The 21,776-nt window shown below is 69.4% G+C and carries 20 protein-coding genes and 4 pseudogenes; 13 read left to right on the top strand and 11 right to left on the bottom strand.

All coding sequences use genetic code 11. From position 1 onward, the window contains the following. Window positions 1-53 precede the first annotated feature (53 nt). Together HPY32_RS28845 and HPY32_RS28840 are read left to right on the top strand one after the other, a co-directional pair. Window positions 54-2,000 (top strand): glycoside hydrolase, encoded by a 1,947-nt coding sequence (locus HPY32_RS28845; protein WP_067584217.1) that lies wholly within the window; start codon window positions 54-56, stop codon window positions 1,998-2,000. Further along, on the top strand, window positions 1,997-3,001 hold the full coding sequence (locus tag HPY32_RS28840; RefSeq protein WP_156673800.1) for an endonuclease/exonuclease/phosphatase family protein: 1,005 nt from the start codon (window positions 1,997-1,999) through the stop codon (window positions 2,999-3,001). The genes HPY32_RS28845 and HPY32_RS28840 overlap by 4 nt, the downstream gene beginning before the upstream one ends. On the opposite strand, the gene HPY32_RS28835 is transcribed toward HPY32_RS28840, so the two are convergent. Beyond that, window positions 2,920-4,041 carry a glycoside hydrolase family 3 N-terminal domain-containing protein gene (locus HPY32_RS28835; RefSeq protein ID WP_067577480.1) on the bottom strand — a complete coding sequence of 374 codons (1,122 nt, stop codon included), beginning with the start codon at window positions 4,039-4,041 and terminating at the stop codon, window positions 2,920-2,922. The two genes, HPY32_RS28840 and HPY32_RS28835, sit on opposite strands and share 82 nt — an antisense overlap. Window positions 4,042-4,323: 282 nt before the next feature. Between HPY32_RS28835 and HPY32_RS28830 the strand changes: the two genes are divergently transcribed. Continuing rightward, window positions 4,324-5,619: a hypothetical protein gene (locus HPY32_RS28830; protein ID WP_231951277.1), complete on the top strand. Its 1,296-nt coding sequence runs from the start codon at window positions 4,324-4,326 to the stop codon at window positions 5,617-5,619. A 29-nt stretch (window positions 5,620-5,648) separates the two neighbouring features. Here HPY32_RS28830 and HPY32_RS28825 read toward each other — a convergent pair whose 3' ends face one another. Continuing rightward, window positions 5,649-7,073 carry an MFS transporter gene (locus tag HPY32_RS28825; protein WP_231951276.1) on the bottom strand — a complete coding sequence of 475 codons (1,425 nt, stop codon included), beginning with the start codon at window positions 7,071-7,073 and terminating at the stop codon, window positions 5,649-5,651. Window positions 7,074-7,198: 125 nt separating this feature from the next. On the opposite strand from HPY32_RS28825, the gene HPY32_RS28820 reads away from it, so the two are divergent. Further along, complete coding sequence (locus HPY32_RS28820) at window positions 7,199-7,831, top strand: TetR/AcrR family transcriptional regulator (RefSeq protein WP_231951275.1); 633 nt, start codon at window positions 7,199-7,201, stop codon at window positions 7,829-7,831. Here the strand turns inward: HPY32_RS28820 and HPY32_RS28815 are convergent. Genes HPY32_RS28815 through HPY32_RS28805 form a run of 3 tightly spaced genes read right to left on the bottom strand, consistent with a single transcriptional unit; the run spans window position 7,751 to window position 11,578 of the window. After that, entirely contained in the window at window positions 7,751-8,950 is a 1,200-nt protein-coding gene (locus HPY32_RS28815) for an MFS transporter (protein WP_082870490.1), read from the bottom strand. The two genes, HPY32_RS28820 and HPY32_RS28815, sit on opposite strands and share 81 nt — an antisense overlap. A gap of 37 nt (window positions 8,951-8,987) precedes the next feature. Further along, a complete protein-coding gene (locus HPY32_RS28810; protein WP_082870489.1) occupies window positions 8,988-10,595 on the bottom strand; it encodes an ABC transporter substrate-binding protein in 1,608 nt (535 codons plus the stop codon). A gap of 2 nt (window positions 10,596-10,597) precedes the next feature. Beyond that, window positions 10,598-11,578, bottom strand: coding sequence for an ABC transporter substrate-binding protein (locus HPY32_RS28805; RefSeq protein WP_067577472.1), 981 nt, complete (start codon window positions 11,576-11,578; stop codon window positions 10,598-10,600). A gap of 254 nt (window positions 11,579-11,832) precedes the next feature. Between HPY32_RS28805 and HPY32_RS28800 the strand changes: the two genes are divergently transcribed. The 4 genes from HPY32_RS28800 to HPY32_RS28785 all read left to right on the top strand — a co-directional run bounded on the left by HPY32_RS28800 (window position 11,833) and on the right by HPY32_RS28785 (window position 14,032). Beyond that, window positions 11,833-12,357, top strand: a complete 525-nt coding sequence (locus HPY32_RS28800) for a cysteine dioxygenase (RefSeq protein ID WP_067584212.1) — start codon at window positions 11,833-11,835, stop codon at window positions 12,355-12,357. A gap of 28 nt (window positions 12,358-12,385) precedes the next feature. Continuing rightward, entirely contained in the window at window positions 12,386-12,781 is a 396-nt protein-coding gene (locus tag HPY32_RS28795) for a rhodanese-like domain-containing protein (RefSeq protein ID WP_067577469.1), read from the top strand. Between the two features lie 198 nt (window positions 12,782-12,979). Next, window positions 12,980-13,492: a L,D-transpeptidase gene (locus tag HPY32_RS28790; protein ID WP_231951274.1), complete on the top strand. Its 513-nt coding sequence runs from the start codon at window positions 12,980-12,982 to the stop codon at window positions 13,490-13,492. A 60-nt stretch (window positions 13,493-13,552) separates the two neighbouring features. Further along, window positions 13,553-14,032, top strand: a complete 480-nt coding sequence (locus HPY32_RS28785; protein WP_067577467.1) for an Lrp/AsnC family transcriptional regulator — start codon at window positions 13,553-13,555, stop codon at window positions 14,030-14,032. 646 nt (window positions 14,033-14,678) lie between these two features. On the opposite strand, the gene ald is transcribed toward HPY32_RS28785, so the two are convergent. From ald to HPY32_RS28765, 4 genes and pseudogenes are all read right to left on the bottom strand, one after another. Next, the gene (gene ald / locus HPY32_RS28780; RefSeq protein WP_067577465.1) at window positions 14,679-15,788 is read right to left on the bottom strand and encodes an alanine dehydrogenase; all 1,110 of its coding nucleotides are present in this window, start codon (window positions 15,786-15,788) and stop codon (window positions 14,679-14,681) included. Window positions 15,789-15,998: 210 nt separating this feature from the next. Further along, window positions 15,999-16,772 carry a meso-2,3-butanediol dehydrogenase gene (gene budC / locus HPY32_RS28775; RefSeq protein ID WP_067577463.1) on the bottom strand — a complete coding sequence of 258 codons (774 nt, stop codon included), beginning with the start codon at window positions 16,770-16,772 and terminating at the stop codon, window positions 15,999-16,001. Window positions 16,773-16,861: 89 nt separating this feature from the next. Beyond that, window positions 16,862-17,293, bottom strand: a complete 432-nt coding sequence (locus HPY32_RS28770; protein WP_067577460.1) for a DoxX family protein — start codon at window positions 17,291-17,293, stop codon at window positions 16,862-16,864. Window positions 17,294-17,460: 167 nt separating this feature from the next. Then, window positions 17,461-17,817, bottom strand: a pseudogene (locus HPY32_RS28765) (nitroreductase family protein); the annotation flags it as partial. Between the two features lie 35 nt (window positions 17,818-17,852). On the opposite strand from HPY32_RS28765, the gene HPY32_RS28760 reads away from it, so the two are divergent. Beyond that, window positions 17,853-18,044: a hypothetical protein gene (locus HPY32_RS28760; RefSeq protein WP_067577458.1), complete on the top strand. Its 192-nt coding sequence runs from the start codon at window positions 17,853-17,855 to the stop codon at window positions 18,042-18,044. A 15-nt stretch (window positions 18,045-18,059) separates the two neighbouring features. Here HPY32_RS28760 and HPY32_RS28755 read toward each other — a convergent pair whose 3' ends face one another. Beyond that, window positions 18,060-18,470 carry a hypothetical protein gene (locus HPY32_RS28755; RefSeq protein ID WP_067577456.1) on the bottom strand — a complete coding sequence of 137 codons (411 nt, stop codon included), beginning with the start codon at window positions 18,468-18,470 and terminating at the stop codon, window positions 18,060-18,062. A gap of 135 nt (window positions 18,471-18,605) precedes the next feature. Between HPY32_RS28755 and HPY32_RS44930 the strand changes: the two are divergent. From HPY32_RS44930 to HPY32_RS46615, 3 pseudogenes are all read left to right on the top strand, one after another. Beyond that, window positions 18,606-18,761 (top strand): annotated as a pseudogene (locus HPY32_RS44930) (hypothetical protein); the annotation flags it as partial. 21 nt (window positions 18,762-18,782) lie between these two features. Further along, window positions 18,783-19,094: pseudogene (locus HPY32_RS46620) on the top strand (tetratricopeptide repeat protein); the annotation flags it as partial. 55 nt (window positions 19,095-19,149) lie between these two features. Beyond that, a pseudogene (locus HPY32_RS46615) lies at window positions 19,150-19,464 on the top strand (tetratricopeptide repeat protein); the annotation flags it as partial. A 188-nt stretch (window positions 19,465-19,652) separates the two neighbouring features. Here HPY32_RS46615 and HPY32_RS28745 read toward each other — a convergent pair. Beyond that, on the bottom strand, window positions 19,653-20,561 hold the full coding sequence (locus tag HPY32_RS28745) for a LysR family transcriptional regulator (protein WP_067577454.1): 909 nt from the start codon (window positions 20,559-20,561) through the stop codon (window positions 19,653-19,655). A gap of 70 nt (window positions 20,562-20,631) precedes the next feature. Here HPY32_RS28745 and HPY32_RS28740 point away from each other — a divergent pair, with 70 nt between their 5' ends. Then, on the top strand, window positions 20,632-21,759 hold the full coding sequence (locus HPY32_RS28740) for a TDT family transporter (RefSeq protein ID WP_067577452.1): 1,128 nt from the start codon (window positions 20,632-20,634) through the stop codon (window positions 21,757-21,759). The last annotated feature ends 17 nt before the right edge of the window (window positions 21,760-21,776 follow it).

Raw genomic sequence — 21,776 nt, 5'->3', positions numbered from 1 at the left:
CCGATGATACGTTTTTCATCCGATTCTCATCGGCGGCCGCAAATCTGTGGCGTATGAGATTTCGCCGCATCGGTCCCGTGGTCGTGGCGCTCGTGGTGTGTCTGGCCGTGGGCGTGTCCGCGATACTGAGCACGCATCGGAGCCGGGCCGCCGCCGTCCGGGTCACGGGCAATCGGGTGGCGATCCCGATCGATGGCGGCACGGCCGAGGTGGACGCCACGACCCTGCGGGTGACCGCGGCCGGATCGGAGCTGTCGGCCCCGGCGGCGACCGCGCTGGGTCCGGCCGGGCCGATCCGGGTCGAGGGCGGGGCGGCGACCTGGAGCTATCCCGACCGGCAGTGGACCGTGACGGCGGCGCAGGTGCGCGGGCGGCTACAAATCGAGGTGCGCAGCCTGCGGGACGGCTCGATGGTGTGGCCGGTGACCGGTGGCGATCCGGCGGCGCGGGCGCTGGAGCTCCCCCGCGGCGAGGGCCTGTCGCTTCCGGTGACCGATCCGTTCTGGAACTCCGCCGATGCCGCGCTGGTGGACAACCCGATGGGGCTGACCTCCGGGCTGACCATGCCGCTGTGGGGTTATCAACTCGGCGATCGGGGCGTGAGCTACCTGGTGCCGACCGATATCGGCGGCACGCTGACGGTGTCGTCCGCGGCGGGCAGGCTGCGGGCGCGGGCGGAACATCGCTTCGACGCCCGGGCGGGCACCCGGCTGTACACGGTGCTGTTCGCGCTCACCGACGCCTCGCCGGTGGCGCCCGCCCGGGACTACCGCCGGTGGCTGCTCGAGCACGGCGCGCTGCGGTCGCTGGCGGACAAGATTCGGGAGAATCCGCGAATCGGGACGCTGCTCGGGGCTTTTCACGCCTATCTGTTCGGCGACGGGCGGTCGGAGCAGGCCGTGCGGCAGCTGCGCGAGTCGGGGGTGAGCCGGATGTGGCTGGGCTACGACTCCGACGACCACCCCATGTCCGCGGCGGCGGTCTCGGCCGCGCACGATGCCGGTTACCTTGTGGGACCGTATGATTCGTACGACAACGCGCAGGATCCGGCCACGGCCGACAATCCGTCCTCGCGCTGGCCGGGCGATGTGTGGCCGCGGGGGTGCGTGCAGCGGCAGGACGGCTCGCCGGAGTCCGGATTCCACGGGCGCGGCTGCTACCTGAGTTCGCAAGTGCTGGCACGGAATCCGGCGCTGTATCGGGATCGGCTGGCGGCCGTGACCGCGAACGGGGCCGACAGCTATTTCCTCGATGTCGATGCGGCGGGCGAATTCTTCGACGACTACAGCCCGGCCCACCCCATGAACCAGGAGCAGGACCGGCGGAACCGGCTCGACCGCATGCGGTGGATCGCGCAGGACCGGCGCCTGGTGCTCGGATCGGAATCGGCCGGGGCGTGGGCGGCTTCGGTGCTGGCGTTCAGTCACGGGTCGCAGACGCCGGTGAGCGGCGCGCTGTGGCCGCTGGAGCGCGACAAGGCCGCCTGGGGCGGGTACGCGCCGCAGGCGGCGCCGAAGATATTCTTCCAGCCGGTGCGGCTCCCGGCGAACCTCGCCCGGGCGATGTTCGATCCTGCGTATCGAATTCCGCTGCTGGAGACGGCATTACACGATTCGATGATCTCGGCGGACCGCTGGGAGCTGTCCTACGGCAAGCTGCCCGAGCAGCAGACCATGCGGGCGCTCACCGCGATCCTGAACAATACGCCGCTGAATTTCGTGCTCGATCGCGCCACCATTGCCGAGCGGGGCGGCGAGATCGCCCGGCTGCAACGGTTCTTCGCGCCGCTGCACCAGGCGGCGGGCACGCTGCCGATGACCGGATTCGAGTGGCTCACCGACGATCATCTGGTGCAGCGCACCGTCTTCGGCGATCATACGCTCACCGTGACGGCGAATTTCGGCTCCCGGCCCTATGGGGATCTGCCCGCGGGGTGCGTGGATGCCACGCTGCCGGGCGACCATGCGCCTCGCCGCCTGTGCCCCGGGGCGGCCCGGTGATCGTGCGTACCCGCCGCGCGACCGGCGCGGATCTGGCGCTGCCGGGCGCGGCGCTGCTGCTCACGCTGCTGCTGCTCGAGCATGACCGGGTGCCCGATATCCTCGGCTTGGGCACCGTACTCGACTGCGCGGCACCCTGGTTGGGCGTCGGGATACCCGTGCTGGTCCTGGCGGCGTTCGCCTGCCGCTCCCGTATCGGTGCCGTCGCGGCCGTGATTCCGCTGCTGGCGTGGGCGTATCTGTTCGGGTCCTGGTGGGCCGGAACGGGTTCGAATGTCGCGGCGGCCGACCGGCTCACGGTGGTGACGCAGAACATGTACGCGGGCAACGACTCACCCTCCGCCGCCGTCCGCTCGCTGGTCGCTACCGGGGCCGATCTCATTGCGCTCCAGGAATGTTCGTCGGGCAACCGGGAGTCGGCCGCCGAAATTATGTCCGTCACGCATCCGTACCACGCCGCCGAGGGCACCGTCGCGCTGTGGAGCCGCTATCCGCTCTCCGGCACCAGCGTCGCCGATGTCGGTGCCGGGTGGCGGCGCGGCCTGCGCACCCATGTCGCCACTCCCACCGGCGATCTGGTCGTCTACGTGGTGCATCTGCCATCGATTCGCCTCGGCGACACCGCCGACCGTAACGGTGGCCTGCGTACCCTGTCTCGCGAACTCGCGTCCGATCCGGCCCGCCGCATTGTCGTTCTCGGCGACTTCAATACCACCGGCACCGACCGCCACTGGGCCGGATTCGCCCCGGGTTATCGGGACATTCGCACCTCGGGAGCGCAATTCACCTGGCCCGCAGCCCTTCCCGTGGTGGGACCCGATCACATCCTGACCCGCGGTCTCGCTCCCGTCTCCTCCGCGACGATCCGCACCCCCGGGGCCGACCATCGCGGGCTCGTGGCGGTTCTCGCGGTGCCCGCTCAGGACAGTCCGGCGCGCAGGGCGGTGATGCGGTCGACGGCGGTGGAGAATGCGGCTCGGTCGAGTCGGCCGTCGGTGTAGGCGGCGGCGAGGGCCGCGGTGGCGTCGTCACCCTGGGTGGTGTCGCGCGCGGAACACAGGATGAGGTCCATGCCCGCGGCCGCCGCGGCAACGGCGCGCTGGCCCGTGGTGCCGAAGGCGTCGAGTGATCCGGCCTCGAGGGCGTCGGTGATGGTGACGCCCTGGAAACCGTTGTGGCCCCGCAGTTCCTGTCCGACGATCGTGGGTGACAGGCCCGCGGGATGGTCCGGGTCGAGCGCGGGATAGGTGGCCCAGGAGACCATGATCAGCTTCACCCCGGCGGTCACGGCCGCCGGGTAGGGCAGCTCGTCGACCGCGCGCAGGGTCGGGAGGCTCACCGGGAGGGTGACCGGGCCCAGGTCGGTGTTCTGACCGGCGGGCGCCTTGCCCAGTCCCGGAAAGTGTTTGGCGGTGGCGGCGACGCCGGTGGTCTGCTGGGCGACGATGAACGACGCGCCCAGCGCGGCGGCCTCGGCGGGGTCGCTGCTGTAGGAGCGCTGCGGGCCGTCGATGAAGTTCCCGGGTGTGTCGAAAACGTCCAGTACCGGAGCGAGATTCACGTTCATCCCCACCCCGCGCAGGTTGTTGCCCGCGCCGACGCCCGCGGCGACCGCCGCGGCCACCGGATCGGGCGCGCTGCCGACCTGTTTCTCCGACAGCGTCGGCTCCCCCGGCAGCCGCCGCACCAGCCCGCCCTCCTGGTCGGTCATCAGCAGCAGCGGCTGGCGAATCGGGCTCTGCGCCTGCGCTTCTCGCAGCTGCGCGACCACCCCGGCGATCTGCTCGGGGTCGGAGATGTTCTCCCCGAAGAAGATCACCCCGGCGGCCCGCCCGCCCCGGATGGCGTCCAGCAGCGACGGCGGCGGCGTCAGTCCCCTGTACGAGTACACCACCCGCTGCCCCGCCAGCTGCTCCGGCGTCCACTCCGCGCGAGCCCGCGGGGCCGTCATCGACACGGCGGCCACCAGCAGCCCGGCCAGGACGACCGCCAATCCTCCACGCCTGTACCGAGATTCGCTCGAACCACCGCTCTGCGGCATAACGGACTCCTTCCCACCCGCTCGAGCCGACGACTCGCGCGACGGTGCGACACGCGGTAGCCCCACCCACCTCAGCATCGCACGCGCCGACCCCCGCCATGGCCGACTCCGCCGAAAAGTCCCGAACCGCATCGCATGTCGGCGCGAGCTAGGGCCGCCAGAGATCGACGGCGAGCAGCGGATTGTCGGCGTCAGCGCTGACGCCGTACTCGCGGCCGAAGGTGCCGAACCAGCCTGCGCTGTATGGTCATTACTATTGTTCGGGTCGACGGGGTGGATGTTGTGGGTGCAGGTGATGAGAAGCCGGAGGCGCAGGACGCCGGTACGGGGCGGGGGGCGTCGCGGGTGGGCGGCGGGTGGACCGTCGGGTTGATCTGTGTGGCGATTGTGGCGGCCGGGGTGCTCGGCGCCTGGTTTGTGCACAAATCGGAGCCGGAGCCGTCTTCCGGCTACGCCTATGTCGAACCGCCGGTGAGCTACCCCGTGGCGATTCCGGGGTGTGCCACGGTCGAACCGCCTCGCAAGGGGGGATTGACCGGCGTGGTCACTCTTCGTTCGTTCTCCTACGACAATCCGGCCTATCCCTGGTTTTCCGGCGCCAAAGCCGGGGCGATGACACAGGCACTGCGGGATGCCCTACCGGGCGGCGTCGAGATCGGCTTCGCCTCGGTAGAGCAATCCTTGGTGTTCCAGCCCATACCGAAGACGGATCCGGGCAAGCCGACCCCGCTCGACGGTCTTACCACTGCGGAAGGAACCGTGATCCGCGGCGATCGTTCGGGTTCGCTACGGGTCACCGTGCGGCAGTCGAGCGACCCCGTTCCACCGTGTGTGGCCGGAGCGCTGGACGAACGTCGACACCTCGCCGACGGCGGTCTCGCCGACACCCGGGACAGCTGGTACGAATTCCACAAGGTGCGTACCCGTACCCGCAGCGTCCGCGCGTACCTGCCCGACGGCACCGTCGTCGATGTCGACGCCAATGACGCCGTGGATCGCGGCCACAGCAGCGCGGTGCCGTTCACCATCGATGAGCTGGTCACCATGGCTACCGCGACACCGGGGCTGCGGGTCACCACGCCGGTTCCGCCCATGACGCCGGAGCCACCCGAATCCTGCCTGTTCGCGACGCTCGAATTCGGCAAGAAGAAGAGCAAGAACCACGACCAGGACACGGCCGCCCGGCTGAACGCGGTACTGGCGCAGGTCCCGCTCGACGGACTCACGCTCGACCGATCACTCGGCAGCCTGCGCCCCGGCGGCAGCGGTGGTGGTGGGCTGTGTGAGGTGGTCCGGGCGACCGGTGCGCAGGGTCGCTCACGTCTGGCGATCACGGTCGGCACGAACGAGCCGGGCGCGGACGACGATTCGGAGTGGCAACACGGACCCACCCGGCAACTGCCGGGTGGGGTATCCGTCCGGGAAAAGGAGTCCACGACCACGGAGACCGAACGGGAAGTGACGGTTACCCACGCCTCGGGTTCGTGGATCCGGATCAGTTCCACCGGCGAGGCCGTAGCGCTGTCGTTCGCCCAACTCGAGGCGATCGCATTGACTCCGGGCCTCGAGGTGGCCTGATTCGCCGAATTCCCGTGCCGGACAGGCGCTCAGGCGATCCGGCGGCTGCGGAAGGTGAGGGCGACCAGGAAGGCGAGCAGTGCGATGCCTGCGGCCGCCGCCAGCGCGCTGGTGATGCCGGAGACCAGGACGTGCTGGGCGGAACCGACCGCCGAGCGGGTGGCCGTGCCGAAGATCGTCATCAGGACGGCCAGGCCCAGGGCCCCGCCGGTCTGCTGCACGGTCTGCAGCGCGCCGCCCGCCGCGCCCGCCTCGCTCGCCTCCACGTTCTGCATGATGATCACGTTGAGGGGCGAGAACGCCAGCCCGATACCGAAGCCCATGAGCACCATGGCCACGAACAGCAGCGGGAAATAGCCGCTGTCGGTGGACAATCGGGTCAGCAGCGTCAGCCCCGCGACCATCGCCAGCGTGCCGGTGACCGTCACCGGCTTGGGCCCCAGGCGCGGCAGCAGCCGGGGAATCAGCCGCACCATGGCGAACATCAGCACGGCGGTCGGCAGGAAGGCGAAACCCGTTGCCAGTGCGCTCATTCCGCGCACCTCCTGTAGGTACAGGGTGAGGAAGAAGAACATCGACATGCCTGCCATCGGGCCCAGGAACATATTGGCGTAGGCGGCGGCGCGATTGCGGTCGGTGAACAGGTGCAGCGGCAACAGGGGCTGATCGGCGCGCAGCTCGATCGCCAGAAAGCCCGCCAGCAGCAGGACTCCCGCGGCCAGCGAGAGCACCGTCGTCTCGGTGCCCCAGCCGTTCGCGCCGGCGCTGATGAAGCCGTACACCAGGCTGGCGACGGCGGCCGTCGCGGTCACCGCGCCCGGCAGATCCAGCCGCGCCGGGCGCCGCTCGGGATTCGGCAGGTACCGCAGCGCCAGCGTGGCCGCCACGACGCCGAACGGCACATTGATCCACAGCACCGAGCGCCAGCTCAGCCACTGGGTGAGCAGCCCGCCGACGATCAGGCCGATCGCGAAACCGGCGCTGGACATGCCGGAGAACAGCGCCAGCACCCGCAACCGGGCCTTGGGGTCGCCGAACGTCGTGGTCAGCAGGGCCAGGGTGTTCGGACCGGCCATGGCGCCGCCGATACCCTGCAGCACCCGCGCGGCGAGCAGCCAGGCCGCCGAGGTGGCGAGGCCACCGGCCAGCGAGGCCAGCGTGAACAGGGCAATGCCCGCGATGAACATCCGCCGCCGACCGAACAGGTCACCGGCACGCCCGCCGAGCAGCAGCAATCCGCCGAACACCAGGGTGTAGGCGTTCATCACCCAGGACAGGCCGGTGGCGCTGAAGTGCAGGTCGGTGCGGATGTGCGGCAGCGCCACATTCATCACCGTGACGTCGAGGATGATCATCAACTGGCAGGTCAGCAGGGTCGTCAGGACGACGCCGGGCCGAAAGGGACGCGAGCCCGTGCCGACCCGCGGTGGTGCGGTAAGCGTGGTGGTAGTCAAGAACGCTCCATCGAATCGGAACCAAACGGAGACACTCTCCGCTTCGATGGGAGCTAGCATATGGAGAAGATCTCCGTTTACGCAAGAGTAATCGGAGAGTCCATCCGTTTTCCAGTGGAGGGTTCGTGGACGCACCGCCTACGGGACGGCCGATGCGCGCCGACGCGCGCCGAAACTACGAGCGCATCATCGAGTGCGCCCGGGAGGCGTTCGCCGAGCACGGCCCGGGCGCGCCGTTGGACGACATCGCGCGCCGCGCCTGCGTCGGCCCCGGCACGCTGTACCGACACTTCCCGCAGCGCGACGCGCTGATCGAGGCGGTGTACCGCGCCAATCTCGAGAAGCTGGCACAGCACGCCTACGATCTCCTCGAAACCCTGCCTCCCGGTGCGGCATTGGAGCAGTGGTTCCGCGCGCAGGTCGACTACGCCATGGACAAGCGAAGTCTCGCGATCACCCTGAAGGCCGTGATCGATCGCGAGTCCGAGACCTTCACGCTGTGCTCGAAGCTGATCGGCGATGCCGTCACCGCGCTGGTCACGGCGGCCCAGGAGGCCGGGGAGATCCGCGCCGACCTGGTGCCGCGCGATGTGCTGCGGATGGGGCACGGCATCGGCGTCGCCTGCGAGACCGCGCCCGACGCCGCCGAACGCCTGATCGCGGTGGCGCTGGCCGGATTACGCGCCCCGGCCGCGGCCGATGGCGAAGGCGGCCACGAGCTGGAGAACCGCGATGGCGAGCAGCGCGCCCAGCGGTAGCGCCCATCCGGCGCCGAGGTGCCGGAACAGGCCGATCGCATACGGGCCGACGGCGGCGACGAGGTAGCCGACGCCCTGGACCGAACTCGACAGTCCCGCAGCCTGTTCCGCCGTGCTCGCCCGCACCGTGAGCACGGTGAGCACCAGCGAGAACACCGACAGGCCGACGCCGAGGACGAGCACCCACAGCAGCGGCGCGGCCCGGGGCGCCACCAGGAGGGCGAGCACGCCGAGCACGGTGCACGCGCTGAAACCCGCCAGCCAGCGCGCCGGGTGAGCCGAGCGTGCCACGAACGGCGGCACGATCAGGCTGATCGGGACGCCCAGGCAGGTCATGAGGCCGAGATAGCCGCCCGCGGACTGCGGGCCGACACCGGCGTCGTCCACGAGGATCGAGGGCAGCCAGCCGATCACCACGAAGGCGACCAGTGCCTGCAGTCCGAAAAACACTGCGAGCCAGATGGTTCGGGTGCGGCGCAGGATGGTGAAGGGGTTGACGGTCGCGCGTTCGGGCAGGGCCGATGGCGACTGCGCGGTCGCTGCCCCCGGAGCCGCCCATAGCGCGAACATCCCGATCGGCGCAAGGAGAGCCCAGAACGTCAGCCCCCACTGCCAGCTGTGCACGGCATTCGACAGCGGGACGATCGCGGCGAATCCCAGTGCGGCCCCGGCCTGTAGGGCCGTGGTGAAGGTGGTGACCAGCACCCCGGTACTACCGGAGGAGCGGACCACCACCGGCAGCAGCGCCGACAGCAGTCCGATGCCGATCGCGGAGACGAAGGTGGCGAGCACGAACAGCGGCAGGCCACCCCACGGCCGCACCGCCAGGCTCACCGCGATGATCGCCAGCGCGGCATACAACCCCGCGCGCACCGAGATTCGCGCCAGCAGCGCCGGTGTCGCCAGACTCACCACGGCGAAGGCGATCACCGGCAGCGCGGTGATGACCCCACCCGCCGCCGAACCCGCACCGAAATGCCGTGTGACCGTGTCGAGTTCGGGGCCGACGGTGGTGATGCCGGGGCGCAGGTTCACCGCGACGGCCGCGGTGGCGACCACCAGCACGACGTTGCGGGCCTTCATGCCCGGCCGGGACCCCGCGGCGGTGGCGTTCGGCATTCGGACCAACTCCCCCTGTCTGTTCCAGGACCGTGGCTCAGCTCCGGTGCAACCACGTATCGAAGAACTGTAGCCTCGCCGATGCCTCGAACTTGATGTCCGACACCGTCGGGGCCACACCGATGGCCTGTGACAGCTCGATGGTCGGGATCCACAGGCCGTTGTCGAGGACCAGGCGCTGGGCGCGGTCGAGGAGCCGCGCGCGGGCCGCCGGGTCGACGGTGCGCAGCTCACCGGCCAGGGCCTCGTCCAGGTCCGGGATCGGGCCGCGGACATTGCCGTTGCGGCCCTCGAGGCCGAAGGTGGTGCGGAGGATGTCGCCGTCGGCGCGGGTGATGTTGTAGTAGAGGGCGTCGTAGTCGTGGCTGTTCTCCCGGGCGGTGTATTCGGCGTCGGGGACCGGGTCCAGCCGCAGGTCGACGCCGACCTTGCGCAGCTGCTGCTGCACCAGCTCCAGGATGGCCTGATTACCCGCGAAGGCGTGGTTGAAGGTCAGGCCGAACGACAGCCGGGCGCCGTCCTTCACCCGGATGCCGTCGCCGCCGGGCACCCAGCCCGCCCGGTCGAGCTGTCGGCGCGCGGCATCGGCGTCGTAGCCCAGACTCGCCGAAAGATCCACGTAGGCAGGTGTTTTCGAGGCAAGTGAGCCGGTGGCGGCCCGGAACTGCGGGCCGAGCACGGTATCCACGAGCTCCCTGCGGTCGATAGCGGGCAGCAGTGCGGCCCGCACCGCCGGATCGCGCAGCGGACCCCGGGTCAGATTCGGCTGAATCCCGAACGGCACACCGGGATTCGAGGTGGTCGCGACCTTGCCGCCCGCGGCCTCGATCTGCGGAATGTCCTGCGGCAGCGCATCACTGACGGCATCCAGCTGGCCCGAGCCGAGGCTGCCCGCCCGCACGCCCGACTCGGGCACCACCCGGAAGTCGATGCGGTCCAGATACGCCTCGCCGTGATGGCCGAAAGCCGCGGAGCCCCAGGCATATCCGGGCCGCTTGGCGAGCGTGACCGAGGCCCCCTGCCGGTACTCGGCGTAGGTGAACGGGCCGCTGCCGATGTCGTCGCCGAGGCAGCGCCGATCGGCCGGTTTCGCGGTGGTCGCATCCGCCAGCAGACCCAGCTGCGGCGTCGAAACGGCCTGCAGGAACTGGGCATTGGGCCGATCGAAGTCCACCCGCGCGGTGAGCGGGTCCAGCACGGTGGTGCCGGTGTACCCGGCCAGGTAGCTGGCCGCCAGCGGCGCCTTCGCCCCGGTGAGGGTGTGCACGATGGCGTCGAAGTTCTTCTGCACCGAGGTCGCGGTGAGCGGGGTGCCGTCGCTGAAGCTCACGCCCGGCCGCAGCCGGAAGGTGAAGGTCTTCGCGTCCGGGCTCACCTGCCAGCTCTGCGCCAGCCACGGCACGATCGCGCCCGTCGCCGGGTCCTGATCGGTCAGCGAATCGACGATCTGCCGTGTGACGTACAGGGTTTGGTTGGTGCCCGCCTGGGCCGGATCCGAACAGGTGGGGGCGATCGAGAGCCCGTAGCGCAGCGTGCCGCCCGGGCGCGGCGGCCCGGCGGCGTCGCCGGAACCGGCATCGGCGCCGCAGGCCGCGAGGGTCAGGGCGGCGGTCACCGCACCGAACAGGGCCACGGATCGTTTCATGCTCACGCCTGCTTCGGCAGACCGGGCGGGTTGATCCGCGATCGCTCGACGGCCTCGCTCTGTAATCCCCAGCGCTCCAGTACCTTTCGATAGGTGCCGTGCTCGATGGTGTATTGCAGCGCGTCGTGCAGCGGGCCGACGAGCCCGTTGTCCTTGCGGGTCAGCACCGCGATCTCGGCCTGCAACGCGTCGCCCGCGCCGGAGAAGGTGGCGACGATCTTCGACTGGCCCGCGGTGGCGACGTGGTAGACGGCCACCGGATTCGGGCCGAGGAAGCCGTCGATGCGGTGCGCGGCCAGCGCCAGGTAGTAGTCGGTGGTCTGCTGGTAGTAGGCGATATCGATCTTCGGCAGGCCCTCGGCCGCGTTCTGCTCGTTCCAGCGCACCAGCAGCTGCTCCTGGTTGGTGCCGCTGCCGACGCCGATTCGCTTACCCGCCAGCGACTTTCGATCGGTGTAGGTCCAGGTCGAATCCTTCGGGACCTCCAGCGCGATGGTGTCGAGCCGGTAGGTGGCGAAGTCGTACTTCTGCTTGCGCTCCTCGGTCACGGTCACATTGGAGATGAACGCGTCCACCGCGCCGGAGTCCACGGACACGAAGTTTTGCGCCCAATCCGCCGCGCGCAGTTCGAGTTTCAGGCCGAGGGTGTCGGCGATCAACGAGGCGAAATCGACGTCGGAGCCGATGGAGGTGCGGTCGTCGCTGGCGTAGAAGCGCAGCGGCGGACTGGCATTCCCGGTGCCGGTGACAATGAGCGTGCCCCGGTCGCGGATGGCCTGCGGCACTTCGGCCGCGATCGCGTCGACCTTCTCGCCGCGCACCCGGCCCGGCTGCTGCGGCGACAGATCGAAGCTCTGCCCGTTCACGGTGCGGACCTCGTCGCCGGGATCGGAACCGCCGCAGGCGCTCGCCAGCAACGCACACGTGAGCAGGGCGGCCGACACCAGGGATCGTCGGCGACGGACGTTGCGGGCGAACAACATCGGGAATCCTTTACATCCGAGAAAGCAGCCTCGGTGACGCTAGGCCGCGGTGTCGGGTTTGTCTGTACTCCGGATCGGCCTGAATCCAATCCTTGTCGACCCGAATCCAATCCTTGCCCCGCCTTCCCAGGGGCAGTTTTACTCACGCTGATCGTGGCCGATTGCAACCGGACCGCGGTGACGGACAATGCGGAGTGCGCCGCCTCGCGGCCGCCGGACGCACCCGCCCGCACCACGGAGTCCAGGAGCAGAGCTTGACCACATCGCTGCCGATGAATCTGAAGCACGCCAAGGATATTCATCCCGCGCTGGACGTGCCGCTGTTACACGAGGTGGTCCGCGCCGAGCGAACGCTGTGGTCCCCCACCGAACTCCACGAACTGACCGGCGCGGTGGCGGCGGAGCTGGCGACGCCGCTGCTGGACATCGTGCGCTTCGACACCCGCCAGCGGTGGTGGACCCGGATCGCGCTGACCATGGGCGTGGAGGTGTGGCTGCTGTCGTGGGCGCCCGGCCAGGGCACCGAACCGCACGACCACGGCGGCGCCTGCGGCGCGTTCACCGTCTCCATCGGCGAACTCGACGAGCAGTACACGCACGCCGGCGGCCCCCTCCGCACCGCCCACTGGAAAACCGGCGACACCGTCGCCTTCGGCCCCGAACGCGCCCACCAACTCACCAACAACACCACCCACCCCGCCGCCTCCGTCCACGCCTACTCCCCACCCCTGCGCCCGGTCCGCGAATACCGCGCCCTCACCGATTTCGCGGGCGTATGAGCACGCCGCATATCGGTACGGTGGCGACATGACCGCGGTAGACGAGCTCTTGGCCGGTGCACGCTCGCGACTGGTGCGGGTCGGCCCCGAGCGGGCCGCGGAGTTGCAGGCCGAGGGGGCGGTGGTGGTCGATATTCGACCACAGGCCGATCGGGTCGCCGAGGGAGAGATCCCGGGATCGGTGATCATGGAGCGCATCGTGCTGGAATGGCGGCTGGATCCGGCCGGAGACCATCGGCTGACCGGACTCACCGCCGACACCACGGTCATCATCGTCTGCAACGAGGGCTACGCCTCGAGCCTCGCCGCCGCCGACGCCCAACGCCTCGGCCTACCCCACGCCACAGACCTCATCGGCGGCTTCCGCGCCTGGAAATCCGCGGGACTACCCGTCGCCGCGGGCGGGTCTCCGGCGGTGCCATAGCCAGCCATTCCCGTCATCCCGGCGTCGCCCTCCTCGTCATCCCGGCGTGCTCTCGGCCGGGAACCCGAATTACCGCGTGCCGCATTGATTGCCGCGCTACCGTCGTTCATGATCACATCGGCACCACGTGGTCTCATGCTCGATCCGATGACAGCGCTCGTGGCGATGTGGTCGCGAGCCCGGGTAGAGAGGCTGGCTATGAGGGATATCCGCGTTCTCGGCAGGATGGCCCGGACCGCGATCTGTGTCGGCATCGCCTCGGCCGGTCTGGTGCTGGCGGCGCCCGCCCAGGCCGATCCGCTGTGGCCCGGCGGGCCCGAACTTCCCGGCATCCCCGCCGCCGTTCCGAGTCCGATTCCGGCCGGTGCGCCCTGCTCCGCCGCGGCCCGGGCCTGCCTGCGGCTGTCGACCAACGAGGGCTGGCTCATGGATCACGGCCGGGTGGTCTTCGGTCCCACGCCCATCTCGCACGGCCGCCCCGGCTACGAGACGCCGCCCGGCGTCTTCCACGCGGACTTCAAGAAGGAATATCACTGGAGCACGATGCACAACGCGGAGATGCGCTACGCGATCTTCTTCAACGGCGACATCGCCACCCACATCGGGCCCATCGAGGAGAAGTCGCACGGCTGCATCCGGATGACGCCGGAGGGCGCGAAGGCGTTCTACGACTACGTCAATCCCGGCGATGTGTTCGAGGTCGTGCCCTGACGGTCGAAGATCGTTCTCCGGTCGGCCTGCGGGCCGAATTTCGTTCGGTACCGTGAACAGGTGCGAAAGACCGACAACTCCGTGCCGCTCGACGAGGTCGACCGAATCCTGCTCGACGAGCTGGCCCGCGACGGGCGGATGACCAACAATGCGCTGGCCGCCGCGGCGGGCATCGCGCCGTCCACCTGCCTGGGGCGGGTGCGAGCGCTGGTCGAGCGCGGCGTCATCCGCGGCTTCCACGCCGATATCGATCCGACGGCGCTCGGGCGCAGCCTGCAGGCGATGATCTCGGTGCGCGTGCAGGCCAATGCCCGGCCGCATCTGGCCGAATTCGGCGAGCAGTTGGCCGCCCTGGACGAGGTCCTCAATGTGTACTTCATCGCGGGGGCCGACGACTATCTGATTCATGTCGCCACCGCCGACACCGAGGAGCTACGGCTGTTCGTTCTGGAACATCTCAGCGCCCACCCCGCGGTCGCCCGAACGGAGACGATCCTGATCTTCGAACACGTACGACCTGGGACTCGGTCGTTACGTTGATCCCCCACCGCTCGCTAACGCTCGCGGTGGGGGAAAACAAGTAGCGCGCCGAGCGGAGGACAGAAAGGCGCCAAGCGGTGGGGACAGCAAGGCACCCAGCAGTGGGAGACAACAACGCACCCAACAGTGGGAGACAACAACCCACCCAACAGTGGGAGACAACAACCCACCCAACGGTGAGAGACAACAACCCACCCAACGGTGAGAGACAACAACCCACCCAACGGTGAGAGACAACAACCCACCCAACGGTGAGAGACAACAACCCACCCAACGGTGAGAGACAACAACCCACCCAACGGTGAGAGACAACAACCCACCCAACAGTGGGAGACAACAACGCACCCAGCGAGGGGACAGCGGCGCGACCAGCGAGGGGACAGCGAGGCGCCGAGCCGGTGGGCGGCCCGATCGGCCAGGAGAATCACCTGTCCAGCCGGATCGGGAGATGCAATGCACCAAGGCGGTGGGGGGCACGGAAGGTACCAGGTCGGCTGGGAAGGTGTGCGGCGCACTGAGCGACGGAAATTATCGTGATCAGGCACGCAAACTTGATGCCATGAGGCGGAAGGCTCTGCGGCGGCGGATTGTTCGGCGCTACCGAGGTGGGTGAGGCCCGGGCCGTATCGGCCCGGGCCTGCTCGGGTCAGGCGGCGGTCAGGGATTGGGCGGTGTAGCCGTGGGCGGCGGCTACGGATTCGTTGAGGAGGATGCCGCGGTGGGTGCTGAGGCCGGCGGCCAGGCCGGGGTCGGCGTCTACGGCGGCGCGCCAGCCGCGGTCGGCCAGGGCGACCACGTAGGGCATGGTCGCGTTGGTGAGGGCCACGGTGGAGGTGTTCGGGACCGCGCCGGGCATGTTGGCGACGCAGTAGAAGACCGAGTTGTGGACGCGGTAGGTGGGGTCGGCGTGGGTGGTGGGGTGCGAGTCCTCGAAGCAGCCGCCCTGGTCGATGGCGATGTCGACCAGCACCGAACCCGGCTTCATCTGGGCGACAAGGGAATTGGAGACCAGCTTGGGGGCCTTGGCGCCCGGCACCAGCACCGCGCCGATCACGAGGTCGGCCTCGCGGACCGCGTTCTCGACCTCCTGCGCGTTGGAGATGATGGTGCGCACCTGGCCCTTGTACTGCGCGTCGATCTCGCGCAGCGGGGCGATGTTCAGGTCCAGCACGGTGACATCGGCGTGCATGCCGACCGCGATGGCGGCGGCATTGCGGCCCGCCACGCCCGCGCCGATGACCACGACATTGGCCGGACGGGTGCCCGGCACGCCGCCCATCAGCACGCCGCGGCCGCCGCCGCTGCGCATCAGGTGGTAGGAGCCCGCCTGCGGCGCCAGCCGGCCCGCGACCTCGCTCATCGGCGCCAGCAGCGGTAGCGAGCCGTCCCGGCCGGTCACGGTCTCGTAGGCGATCGAGGTGGTGCCCGAGCTCAGCAGCGCGTCGGTGCATTCCTTGGAGGCCGCCAGGTGCAGATAGGTGAACAGCACCTGGCCCTCGCGCAGGCGCGAGTACTCCTCCGCCACCGGCTCCTTCACCTTGAGCACCATGTCCGCGACGCCCCACACCTCATCGGCCGTCGGCAGCACCCGCGCGCCGACGAGGGTGTAGGCATCGTCCTCGAACGCCGACCCCACGCCGGCCCCCGCCTCGATGTACACCTCGTGCCCGCGAGCCACCAGCTCCCGCACACCCGCCGGGGTGCACGCGACTCGGTACTCGTGATTCTTGACCTCGCGGGGGATCCCGATCTTCACCTGAACTCCTGTGTGTGTCCACTCTGACTGGTCGTCGGGATCGCCATGGCCTGGCTCACCCCTTTGCCAGTGAGTATGAAGATCATGCGTGATCAGGTCCAGTTAGGTGAAGATAATTCTTCTAGGGCGCCAGTAGCCATCCAATCGTTCGAATTGTGTCCCGACAGCGGGACAGTCCCCGAAGCATCTTCGGCCGCCTCGATCGACCCGTCAGAACATGCGCGGCTGCCCGTTGGACGCGTGCAGCCCGCCGTCGACCGGGATGTGCACGCCGTTCACGAAGCGGGCGTCGGCGCTGGCCAGGAACACGATCACATCGGCGACCTCGGCCGGTTCGGCGGGACGTCCCATGGGGATCCGCTGCCGGAACGCGGCGGTCATCTCCTCGTTGTCGACAACGGGCGCGGCCATCGGGGTGCGCGTGAGACTCGGATGCACGGCATTGACCCGCACGCCCTCGCCACCGTGGTCGAGGGCCATGGCATTGGTCAGGTTGACCAGCGCCCCCTTGGCGGCGTTGTAGGCGGCCAGCCCCCAGTCCCCGCCGAGCCCGGACGCCGAGCCGACATTGACGATGCTGCCGCCGACGGCGCGCAGATGCGCGAGCGCGGCCCGCGAGGCGAAGAAGACGCCATCGATGTCGATCGCGAAGACCCGGCGCCAGCCCGCGGTGCCGACCTGCTCGACCGTCCCGGGCAGGCCGATGCCCGCATTGTTGACCAGCACGTCCAGCCGCCCGAATTCCTGTGCCGCGCCCTCGATCACCGCGGTGATCGCGGATTCGTCGGAGACGTCGGCGACCCGGGGGACGATGGTCGTCCCGGCGGGCGCGGCGGCGACCGCTTCCTTCAGCTTGTCCTCGGTGCGCCCGACGGCGACCACCGTCGCTCCCTCGCGCGCGAAGCGATAGGCGGTGGCGGCCCCGATCCCCGACCCCGCCCCGGTGACGATGACAACCTTGTCGGCGAACCGTTTCCCGTCCACGGCAACTCCTCGTGCGTAAGCGATGGCGTACCACGACGCTACGCGGAGTCACCTTGCCTCGCAGCACATTACGAGGCCGACCCGGGCACTCAGTATCGAAAGCGTTCCAGCAGCGGGATTCTCAGAACCGAGTCGAGCGCGAACAATCCCGGCCCGAACAGCGCGATGAGCAGGAATCCCGCCGAGAACGCGGAGGCGGCCAGACCACCGTTGGCGTAGGCGTTCCACCACTGGGACGGATGGTCGGCGACGTGAACGAACAGGTAGGCGTAGGCCATGTGCCCCGCACCGATCAACCCGGCAAACAGCGTGAACGCCCCGGCGAGAATCGCGACGGCCACCACGATCTCGATCGCCCCGCCCCACCAGTACGGCCAACTGAACACATCCGCCTTCGTCGCATTGGGATGCCCGAACACCGCCGAGGTCCCCGACAGCCCGAAACTCACCCCCAGCACGACCCGAGTCAACAGCAGCGCGGCCCGCCGCACCCCGGCGATATCGAACGTCGTTGCGGGCATGACCTTTTCATCTCCTTCATGCGGCAAACACACATGGACCCAGCGACAGCAAATGACCAGCAAGATCGCCAGTCACACTACCTTCCAGCAATCACCAGCCCAAGACGGGGCCGAAGTAAAGTTTGAGCAATACCAAGTTACCGATCAGTTCACCCATTGTGCGCATGTCATCCACCGATGAAAGTGACCGTCTCACCGAGCGGCACGCGAGCAATACGCGGGCCCCGCGCCCCAAGTTCCTCGAACCCTATCGACATGCCACAGAACAGAATTGCGTCATCCGGCGGCGACACCTCCCGGGCCACAGTCCGGTGATACACCGACCACGCCATCTGCGGGCAACTGTCCAGCCCCTCGGCGCGCAACAACAACATGACGGTCTGCAGGTACATACCCAGATCCGCCCATTGCGGTGACCCCATCACCCGATCGACATAGCAGAACAGCGCGACGGTGGCCCCGAAGCAGTCCCAGTTCGCGGCAACCTGCGCGGCCCGGGCGCGGGTGTCCGCACGGTCGATGCCGCAGCTGAGCTCGCCGAAAGGCACAGGGGTACAGCGTGATTCGTCGCGCCGACCGGTATGCCATTGCCGACGATCGGCCGGATGAGGTTCACGGTGCGCGGGCCGGTGAGGTTGCCGCGTTCGGGCGGGGCGCTCGGTTCACGATCGACGGCGACAGGATCGCCGAGTATCGGCTCGTCGCCGATCCCGGAGAGCTCGAACGGCTCGAGTTGGCGGTGCTTGCTTGATCGGCCGGGCCGCGGCTACGAGGTTCGGGCGCAGCCGCTGCCCGTGTCCAGGCCGGTGCCGATGACGTCGACGCGGGTGTAGCTGCGGGTGTTGAAGCCGTCGGGTTCGGTTTGGACGGCGGTGATGTTCTGGCCGCCCGTTCGCTGCGGCATCCAGGTGGTGGTGACCGTGCCGTTGTCGGGATGGAAGTCGCCCCAGCCGGGGATCTGCATTTGATCGTTGAAGAATGCGACCGCGCCGGGCTCGTGTGGCGGGTGGGTGACGGTGGCGACGACGGTGTAGGAACAGCCGATCAGCAGGCCGTCGGGACCGGGGATCACGGTCACACCGACCACGTCGGCGTCGGCCGCGGGGGCGTTCAGCAGGGCGGTCGCCGCCGCCAATGCGATTGCGGGGGAAGCGATTCGAAACAGGTGCGCGATCATGGACGTTCCTCCTTCCGGTCGGTGCGCCCGCCGTCGGGCGCGCCACGGGGTCGAGAACGGACCTAGCGGTTCGATTGTAGGGATTATCGCGTACCGAGCGGGCATCGGTCGTGCGTATCGTGGGTCTCGAGCCGTATGCGGGGAAAGGAGCGCGAGGTGGCAGGCGCGCTCGGTGTGGGCAGCGTGTTCGCCGGATACCGGATCGAGCGGTTGCTGGGGGCTGGGGGCACCGGAGAGGTGTATCTCGCCCGCGACCGCGGCCTGCCGCGCGGTGTGGCACTGAAGCTGCTCGCCCGCCCCGCCGGGAGCCTCATGCGCTGGAACACCGGGAACTATGACGAGGCCGCCGACATGTATCGGCAGGCTCTCGCCCTGTATCGGGCGATCGGCAACCGCCTCGGCGAGGCCAATGCCCTCGACAACCTCGGCTGCGTGTGCATGAGCACCGGGGATCACGCGCAGGCCGCCGATTTGCAGGGGCAGGCCCTGACTCTGTTCCGGGACGTCGGCGATCGCCGCGGCGAAGCCCAAGCCCTCACCACCCTCGCCTACGTGCACCGGAAAACCGGAGCCTACGAACAGTCCGCCGATCTGCTCGAGGAGGCACTCGCCCTGTGCCGGGACATCGGCAACCGCCGGGGCGAAGCGCATGCTCTGACCGCTCTCGGTTACGCATGCTCTGACCGCTCTCGGTTACGCGGCCCGGGAAACCGGGGACCACGAACGGGCGGCCGATCTGCTCCAGCAGGCCCTCACCCTCGACCGGGACATCGGCAACCGCCACGATCGGGCCGACACCCTCGGCAACCTCGGCACGCTGCACGAGCGGACCGGGGACTACGAGCGGGCCGCCGATCTGCACCGGCAGGCCCTGACCCTGTATCGGAGCATCGGTCATCGCCTCGGCCAAGCCGAGGAACTCGACGGCATCGGGCGGGTCCTGCTCGCCACCGGCGAACCGGGCGCGGCGCTGACGAGCTTCACCGAGGCGCTCGGGTTCGCGCGCGATCGGAAATCACCTCGAACAGGCTCGCGCGCTCGACGGTGTCGCCCGCTGCCGGGCCGGGGTCGGCGATACTCCCGCGGCGCTGACGGATCTGCGTGCCGCGCTCGCGATCTACCGCCGCCTCGGCGTACCCGAAACCCATTCTGCCGCCGCATATCTCGGCGAACTCGAGGCACTCACACCGGGCGCTGCGAGATCGAGTACAGATCGCGAGCAGGCCCGGTGAGGTGCTGCCCCGTGGGCCAGACGGCGCGCAGCGGGCGATGCAGGTCGAGCCCCGTGACGTGCGGCGAGATCAAGGTCCCCTCGGAGAGTTCGGAGGCGACGGCCAGGGAGCTCAGGACCGCGGGCGCAATGCCTTGGGCCACCGCGGTTTTGATGGCCGTGGTGGAGGAGAGCTCCAGCACCGTGGCGGGCTGCCAGTCGGGATAATGACGGCGCATGGCCTGCTCGAAGGAGATTCGGGTGCCGGAGCTGGGTTCGCGGTGGATCAGCGGGGTGGTGGCCAGGTCGGTCATGGTGATCCGGCGGCGGCGGGCCCACGGATGCCCGGGGGCCACCACGACGACCAGTTCGTCGCGGGCCACCTCGTGACCCTCCAGACCCGTTGGCAGCAGCGGGCTTTCGATGAACCCGATACCCGCCTGACCGTCGAGGACGGTGCGGGCCACCTCGGCGGAGTTGCCCGACTCCAGCGCTATCGAGGTGCCGGGGGCGCGGCCGCGCAGGGACATCAGCCATTTGGGGAACAGGTATTCGGCGACGGTCTGGCTGGCCGCGACCACCAGGCGTGAATCGCGTTGGGCGCGAAGGGTATCGATACCCGCGTCCAGGCGGGCGGCGGCGGAGACGACCTCGCGCGCCCATTCGGCGATCAGCCTGCCCGCCGCGGTGGGGCGGGAACCGAGCGTGGTGCGCTCCAGCACCGGGACGCCGACCAGTTTCTCCAGATAGCGGATGCGGGAGCTGGCCGAGGGCTGGCTGATGCCGTGCGCCTGCGCGGCCCGGCCCAGGCTGCCCAGTTCGATAACCGAAAGCAGCAGGTCGAGCGCGGAGAGGTCCGGCACCCTCGGCGACAATGGCATAGAACCATTCTATGGATTCATCGATGCGGGGCCGCTACCGGGCTGGGTTCGCCGGAACGAAGCTGAGGACATGGCAACCACGACCCTTCGCCCCGCCGAGAGAACCGACCGCCGACTGCTGCGCGATCTCGATCGGCCGGGCGATGCGCTGCGCCACCTCGGGCCGAACTGGTTCGCGGTGGTCATGGGCACGGGCATCGTCGCCAACGCCGCCGCGACCCTTCCGCTGCAATTCCCCGGGCTGCGTGCCGCCGCGACCGCCGTGTGGGGGCTCGCCGCGCTGCTCCTCGCGGGCCTGTCGGCCGCGTGGGTCGCGCATTGGCGGCGCTTCCCGGATAATGCCCGCGCACACGGCGCCCATCCGGTCATGTCGCAGTTCTACGGCGCGCCGCCGATGGCGCTGCTGACCGTGGGCGCGGGCACCCTCGTGCTGGGACGCGATGTCGTCGGGTTGCCCGCCGCGCTCGCCGTGGACTGGGTGCTGTGGTCGGCCGGGACCGTGCTGGGCCTGGTGAGCGCGCTGGTCGTGCCGTACCGGATGATCATCCGGCATCGGCTGGAGCCCGATGCCGCGTTCGGCGGCTGGCTGATGCCGGTGGTGCCGCCGATGGTGTCGGCTGCCACCGGCGCGCTGCTGGTGCCGCACACCCCCGAGGGCCAGCCGCGGCTCACGCTCATGCTGGGCTGCTACGCCCTGTTCGGGATCAGCCTGATCGCCGCGCTGGTGACCATCACCCTGATCTGGTCGCGGCTGCTGCACTACGGCCCGCCCGCCGCCGGGGCGGTGGCGACCGTGTGGATCGTGCTCGGCCCGCTGGGCCAATCCGTCACCGCCGCGGGGCAACTCGCCTCGGCCGCGCCCGCCGCGCTCCCCCATCTGTACGCCGCCGGGCTGGACGTGTTCGCGGTCGTCTACGGCGTGGTGGTGTGGGGGTTCGCCATGCTGTGGCTGGCACTGGCGCTCGCCATCACGGTTCGCACCCGCCGGACCATGCCCTTCAACCTGACCTGGTGGGGATTCACCTTCCCGCTCGGGACCTGTGTCACCGGGAGCACGGTGCTGTACGGGCGGACCGGGGCGATGGTGTTCGGTATCGCCGCGGTGGGGTTGTACGTGCTGCTGGTGGGGGCCTGGGCGGTGGTCGCCGCCCGAACCGCGCGCGGGGTGCGCAGCGGTGGGCTGCTGAAGCCCGCCTGACGAAGATCACAGCATCT

Source organism: Nocardia terpenica (assembly GCF_013186535.1).
In the GTDB taxonomy this organism is placed as follows: Bacteria; Actinomycetota; Actinomycetes; order Mycobacteriales; family Mycobacteriaceae; genus Nocardia; species Nocardia terpenica.
The sequence above is the reverse complement of the archived record's forward strand: the minus strand, read 5'-3'. Positions and strand labels throughout refer to the sequence as shown.